7 protein-coding genes are annotated in these 6,304 nt (G+C 31.8%); 2 read left to right on the top strand and 5 right to left on the bottom strand.

The genetic code is table 11. The features are described 5' to 3' along the window. On the top strand, positions 1-580 hold a 580-nt coding region (locus PHR76_RS11010; RefSeq protein ID WP_300062410.1), incomplete at its 5' end, for a LytTR family DNA-binding domain-containing protein. On the opposite strand, the gene priA is transcribed toward PHR76_RS11010, so the two are convergent. The 5 genes from priA to PHR76_RS10985 form a co-directional block, all read right to left on the bottom strand. Further along, positions 577-3,027, bottom strand: a complete 2,451-nt coding sequence (priA, locus tag PHR76_RS11005) for a primosomal protein N' (RefSeq protein ID WP_300062407.1) — start codon at positions 3,025-3,027, stop codon at positions 577-579. The two genes, PHR76_RS11010 and priA, sit on opposite strands and share 4 nt — an antisense overlap. Before the next feature lie 22 nt (positions 3,028-3,049). Then, on the bottom strand, positions 3,050-3,976 hold the full coding sequence (locus PHR76_RS11000; protein WP_300062404.1) for a YihY/virulence factor BrkB family protein: 927 nt from the start codon (positions 3,974-3,976) through the stop codon (positions 3,050-3,052). Between the two features lie 63 nt (positions 3,977-4,039). Then, positions 4,040-4,897: a carboxylating nicotinate-nucleotide diphosphorylase gene (nadC, locus tag PHR76_RS10995; RefSeq protein ID WP_300062401.1), complete on the bottom strand. Its 858-nt coding sequence runs from the start codon at positions 4,895-4,897 to the stop codon at positions 4,040-4,042. A 110-nt stretch (positions 4,898-5,007) separates the two neighbouring features. Then, positions 5,008-5,223, bottom strand: coding sequence for a DUF2892 domain-containing protein (locus tag PHR76_RS10990; protein ID WP_300062399.1), 216 nt, complete (start codon positions 5,221-5,223; stop codon positions 5,008-5,010). 64 nt (positions 5,224-5,287) lie between these two features. Next, complete coding sequence (locus PHR76_RS10985; RefSeq protein WP_300062396.1) at positions 5,288-5,599, bottom strand: rhodanese-like domain-containing protein; 312 nt, start codon at positions 5,597-5,599, stop codon at positions 5,288-5,290. Between the two features lie 238 nt (positions 5,600-5,837). Between PHR76_RS10985 and PHR76_RS10980 the strand changes: the two genes are divergently transcribed. Beyond that, a complete protein-coding gene (locus PHR76_RS10980) occupies positions 5,838-6,293 on the top strand; it encodes a MarR family transcriptional regulator (protein ID WP_300062393.1) in 456 nt (151 codons plus the stop codon). The last annotated feature ends 11 nt before the right edge of the window (positions 6,294-6,304 follow it).

Here is a 6,304-nt window from a genome sequence, read left to right as displayed (position 1 = left end):
AGCAAAGAGTTGTATGTCAATACACTCGGTAGACCTTATTTTCCTTGACATCGAAATGCCTATCATTAATGGATTCGATTTTTTGGATGGTTTGAAGCAAAAGCCCCAGATTATTTTTATCACCTCGAAAGCGGACTATGCAGTCAAAGCTTTTGATTATGATGCCACTGATTATCTTCAAAAACCAATCTCAGTTGATCGATTTGATTCCTCTGTTAAAAGAGCGATTGAATTACACAAATTAAGAAATGAAGTTACTGAAGAAGAAGGTGATTACATCTTTATTAAAAGTAATTTGAAAAAATTGAAAGTTTTTACTTCCAAAATTAAATGGATTGAAGCCTATGGTGACTATGTCAAAGTCGTAACCGACGAAGACAGCAACCTAGTACTATCCACTATGAAATCATTTGAAAATGATCTATCGAAAGATCGTTTCCTTCGCGTTCACAAATCATTCATTGTTAACATTGATAAAATTGAACGATTTAACAGCAAATTTGCTGAAATTGGTGTAACTAAAATTCCATTAAGTAGAAATAAAAAAGATGATTTGAAAAAAGCATTGGCAATTGCCTAAAGTGTATCTACATTAATTATCACTTTTACCGCTCTATACTGAGAAATAACTTCAAAACTATTCAGGATTTTCTGGATAGTTTTTTTTGTGGCTTGAATAGAATTATTTTCCGGAATTTTAATTAAGATAGTTCGGATATATTCATTTCGAATTTTACTTATGACTGGTTCTTCAGGCCCTAAAACTGGCATTTTTAAACTTTGATGCAATACTTGATACAACCATTGTGAACTCTCTTTTACTTTTTCAAAATCTTTATGCTTTAACGTGATTTTAATAAGTTTGGCATAAGGCGGATATACAAAAAGTTGTCGTTCATTTATTTGTTCCTTATACATTCCTTTATAGTTATTGTTTGTAACTTGCTGAATTGTATTATGATTAGGATTATAGGTTTGAATAATTACTTTACCTGCTTTATTTGCTCTTCCTGCCCTACCCGAAACTTGTGTCATCATCTGAAAACTACGTTCAAAAGCTCTAAAGTCTGGAAAAAACAGCATATTATCGGCATTTAAAATTCCGACTAAACTTACATTATCAAAATCTAATCCTTTAGCCAGCATTTGTGTTCCCACCAAAATATCGACTTCTCGATTTTGAAAACGGTCTATAATTCTTTCGTAACCAAATTTTCCACGCGTTGTATCTTGATCCATTCGCTGAATGCGTTTGTTTGGGAAAATTGACGCTAATTCTAACTCAATTTGTTCGGTACCAAACCCTTTTGTAATTAATTCTACACTGGAGCACTGATGGCAATTCGTCGGTTTTGCAATAGCATAACCACAATAATGGCAACGCAATTGATTTTTAAACTTGTGGTATGTCAAGCTCACATCACAATTGGGACATTGTGGTACATGACCGCATGACATACATTCTAGCAATGGCGAAAAACCACGCCGATTTTGAAAAAGAATAACTTGCTCCTCTAAAGCCAAGGCATTTGTTATTTCTTCGAGTAACGTATCGCTAAAATGACCATTCATCCGCTTTCGGAAATACTTGTCTTTTAAATCAACTAAGACGATTTCAGGCATTGGAATTGCTCCAAAACGTTCAGTTAATTCAACTAATCCATATTTATGATTAAGGGCATTAAAATATGTTTCGATACTTGGTGTAGCCGAACCCATGAGTACTTTTGCCTGATGAAAACTAGCTAATACAGTTGCCGCATCTCGAGCATGATAACGTGGTGCCGGATCTGTTTGTTTAAAATTTGGCTCGTGTTCTTCATCAACAATTACGAGGCCTAAGTTTGAAAACGGAAGAAATAAAGCCGATCTTGCACCAATAACTACTTGAGCTTTTGGAGAGTTTTCTAACACTTGGTTCCAAACTTCAATGCGTTCGTTTGCATTGTATTTTGAATGAAAAACAGCCACTTTATTCCCAAAAAACTTTCTTAATCGTGATAATAATTGCGTAGTCAATGCAATTTCTGGTAAAAGAAATAAAATCTGCTTTCCAGTTTGCATGTTTTCACGGATAAGTTGACTATAAATTTCTGTCTTTCCACTCGAAGTCACACCATGTAACAAACAAATCTCTTTTTCTTGAAACTGCTTTTTAATTTCATCCAACGCATTTTGTTGTGCACTACTCAATTTTAATTCGATTGAATTATCATCAGCGATATAGTCTGTTCTATCTTGAATTAAGTGATATTCTTCTATTATTTCTTTGTCAATAAGTGCTTTTACAATTGCTGATGTCAGGTTGGTAAACTCTAATAAGGCTTTTACTGAAATTGGATTTTTTGTGGTTGCTTGCAATTGAAAATAGCCTAACAAAAGACTTTTTTGTTTTTCTGATTTAATCGAATCCAATAACAATGTTAAGCCTTCATTTGTTGTGAATTGCGGGAACAAGCGAACATAGCGAACTAATTTTGGTTTATAATTTTCTTGAATTTCTTCTTGTAAGCGAATCAATTTTTTGTCCATTAATTTTTGCAAAAGCGGAAAAATATTCTTTCGATTAACAATATCCATCACTTCTTTTACCTTTAAAGAACTTTGCTGTTGCAAGGCTTCTCTTATTAAGAATTCATCATCAGTAAGCGTGGCATCATCAATAAAATCTGCAGGCAAAGCAGTTATAATTGTTTCGCTTTCTAACAATAAAGAAGAAGGTAGAGCGGCACGAAAAACATCGCCAATGGCACACATATAATACGATGAAATCCATTGCCAGTGTTTGATTTGAATTTCATTTACGATTGGCTTATCGTCTATTATTTGAAAAATTTCTTTTGCTTCGTATAATGTCGGTGGATTTTGATGTGTTTCAATCGCTAAAGCAGTAAAAATTTTACTTTTCCCGAAAGGAACCGTAACTCGCATTCCTACTTGAATGAAATTAAATTCTGCCTCTGACACTTGATACGTAAAGGTTTTATTGAGAGCCAAGGGCAAAATTACTTCGACGAAATAAGGCATAAAAAGAGGAATAAATTGACTTTTAATCAAATAGGTTTTTACGTTTTAATTTATGGATGGTCGCATTGAGCTCAAATCCCAACAACAGAATCATGCAGTTTATCCAAATATAAAACATCAATATTAATAAGGTTCCAATGGAACCATAAAGTTCGTTATACTTGGCAAATTTAACGACATAAATTCCAAAAATATAAGAAGAAAGCATAATTAAAAGCGTGGTAAAAACAGAGCCAATACTAATAAACGCTACTCTTTTAACTTCTTTTGTTCCAAATTTAAACAGCATCGAAGTGGTAATTAGAATCATTAACACCACAAAACCGTAACGAATCATTTCAATTAAAGTCGTGTCTGTATCCCAAATGCGATGTAAATGAACATCTTGAATGATGATTTCAGAAATTAAAATAGCCACAATTGTCACAATTAAAATAATTGAAAAAAGAAGAGACATCAATAAGGCTATAAAATATTGTCTGATAAAACTGCGGTTGATGGAAATGTGATACGACGTTTCAAATCCGCCTAAAATGGCATTTAGCCCATTAGACATTAGAAAAATGGAGAGTATAAAGCCCGAAGAAAGTAAGCCTTTATAACTATTATTTAAAATATCATCAATAATTGCTTTGATTGCTTCAAACGTATTGGGTGGCACACCTTCTTCTACAAAACGCAAGAAATCTTTTTCAAACCCTTCGATTGGAATATAGGGAATTAGGTTTAGGATAAATAAAGCAAAGGGAAATAAAGCCATAAAAAAACTAAAAGCAATTGCTCCAGCTCGATAAGAAAAAGCACCTTTGGCAATTCCGATGATGTATAATTCCATCAAATCATAAAAAGACAAACCTTCTAACCAAGGAAGTTTGATTTTTTTTGTCAAACGAACCAATTGGTTAATTATAGGGATTTTATCAATTTTTTGTTCTATTTCAAACGACATAATTTTTTTATAAAAGAAAAATTTTGAATGTCAAAAGTCAGTTTATTTCCTATTTTCTACTTCTTAAAATGCTTTTAAACTCAAATCCATATTATAAACGGAATGCGTTAATGCTCCTGAAGAAATATAATTTACGCCACAATCTGCATAAGCTCGAATTGTTTTTTCGTTGATATTGCCTGAACTTTCTGTTAAAGATTGATTTCCAATTAAAGTAACTGCTTTTCGGGTTGTTTCAAAATCAAAGTTATCTAACAAAATTCGGTAAACGCCACCACTTTTAAGAATTTCTTCCACTTCATTTAAACTTCTGGCTTCCACAATTATTTTTAAATCTAATTGTTTTTCAATTAGATAGTCTTTTGTTTTTTGAATTGCTAACGAAATTCCTCCTGCAAAATCAATATGATTGTCTTTTAACATAATCATATCGTACAGAGCAAAACGATGATTTTCTCCACCTCCAATTTTAACGGCCCATTTTTCAGTAGCACGAAATCCAGGTGTCGTTTTGCGGGTGTCGAGTATTTTTGTAGCTGTTCCTTCTAACAAATCAACATATTTTTTTGTTTTCGTCGCAATAGCACTCATGCGTTGCATCGAATTAAGCACCAACCGTTCCGCCTTCAAAATGGATTGTGAATTTCCGTAAACATGAAAAACGATATCACCATACTGAACTACCGTGCCGTCTTTAATAAATGTTTCAATGGTTAATTGCGAATCAACCTTTTTAAAAATCATTTTAGCAAATTCAACTCCCGCAATTATTCCGTTTTCCTTTACTAATAACTTGGCTTGACCTATGGCATCATTGGGAATACAAGCTAAAGAGCTGTGGTCGCCTTCGCCAACATCTTCTCTAATTCCATTGCTTATAATTTGCTCTAATTCGTATTGAAATTGTGTTTCACTAATCATTTTTATGCGTTTTATTCGAATTGCTAATGTAGGAAATCGTTTTGATTTAAGGATATTTAAAATTAAAAAACCACGCAAAACGTGGTTTTAAAAAATTATAAAAATAAAATTTATTTATTTTTCTTAGCTTCACAAGTGCTTTTGCCTAATAAAGCATATAACGGACAAAATGTGGAAAAAGAAGTGGCAATTAAAATAGCACTAATTCCAAAAACACTCCATTTTATGGTTGTACTCTCTATAAAACCTGACATAAATAATATCAATAAAATAATTCCGAAGATAATTCGAACGAAACGGTCTGTACTTCCTACATTTTTTTTCATAGTATTGAATTTATTTTTTCTACGTTAAAAATACAAAAAAAAAGGATTGCTTCTATAAAAAATATTAAGGTTCAACAATCGGTCCATTCCATTCTGAAATTCCACCAACTAGATTAAAGCATTCTTTAAAATCCAATTGTTGCATAATTTCACAAGCTTTTGCACTCCTACTTCCCGCATGGCAATAAACATAATAATTTTTAGATTTGTCTAATTCTTCTAATAAATAAACAAATCCTTGTCCTTTATAAATATCAATATTTATGGCATTGGGAATAATTCCTCTTTCAAATTCTTCGGGTGTTCGAACGTCTATAAAAATAGCATTCTCATCGTTTTGAGCATTTGCCCACCACTGTTCTTGGTTTAAATTCATCTATAAAAAAGGTTTCTATTTTAGATTACAAAAATACATTATTTTTAAATATTGTCTATACTCTTATCTTTTGAGTATGACTTTTTTAAATTATTTAGAAATAATTAATTCTAGTTTCTACCTATTTAGTAGCTCTATAGAATTTGAACTTTAAATCTTTAACAAAAATTTAATAGACAGTTGTATATACAAATGAAGATTTGCATTACATTTGTACCTACAAATTATGTAAGTAAAAATGAAGATTGAAGAAATCATAAAATCAAACTCGGCGATAAGTCATGAAAAACGAACAGTGCTCAACATTATGTTTACGCAGAATGTAGTTGCGGATGCTTTTCATGATATTTTAAAAGCATTTGATTTATCAGTTGAACAATTTAATGTATTACGCATATTAAGAGGGCAAAAAGGAAAACCAACCAATATGTGCATGATTCAAGAACGGATGATTGCCAAAACCAGTAATACCACTCGTTTGGTAGATAAATTATTATTAAAAGGATTAGTAAACCGAGTAGTTTGTGAAGAAAACAGACGGAAAATGGAAATTACAATCACAAAAAAAGGACTTGATTTATTAAGTCAATTAGACCCTAAAATAGAAGCTCACGAAACATTATTTGCCCAAAATCTTTCTGAAGAAGAATTGGGAATTTTAAATAATTTATTAGAAAAGTACAGAACTTTATAAAAAACAGTATA

Source organism: Flavobacterium sp. (genome assembly GCF_028689845.1).
GTDB lineage: Bacteria > Bacteroidota > Bacteroidia > Flavobacteriales > Flavobacteriaceae > Flavobacterium.
The sequence above is the reverse complement of the archived record's forward strand: the minus strand, read 5'-3'. Positions and strand labels throughout refer to the sequence as shown.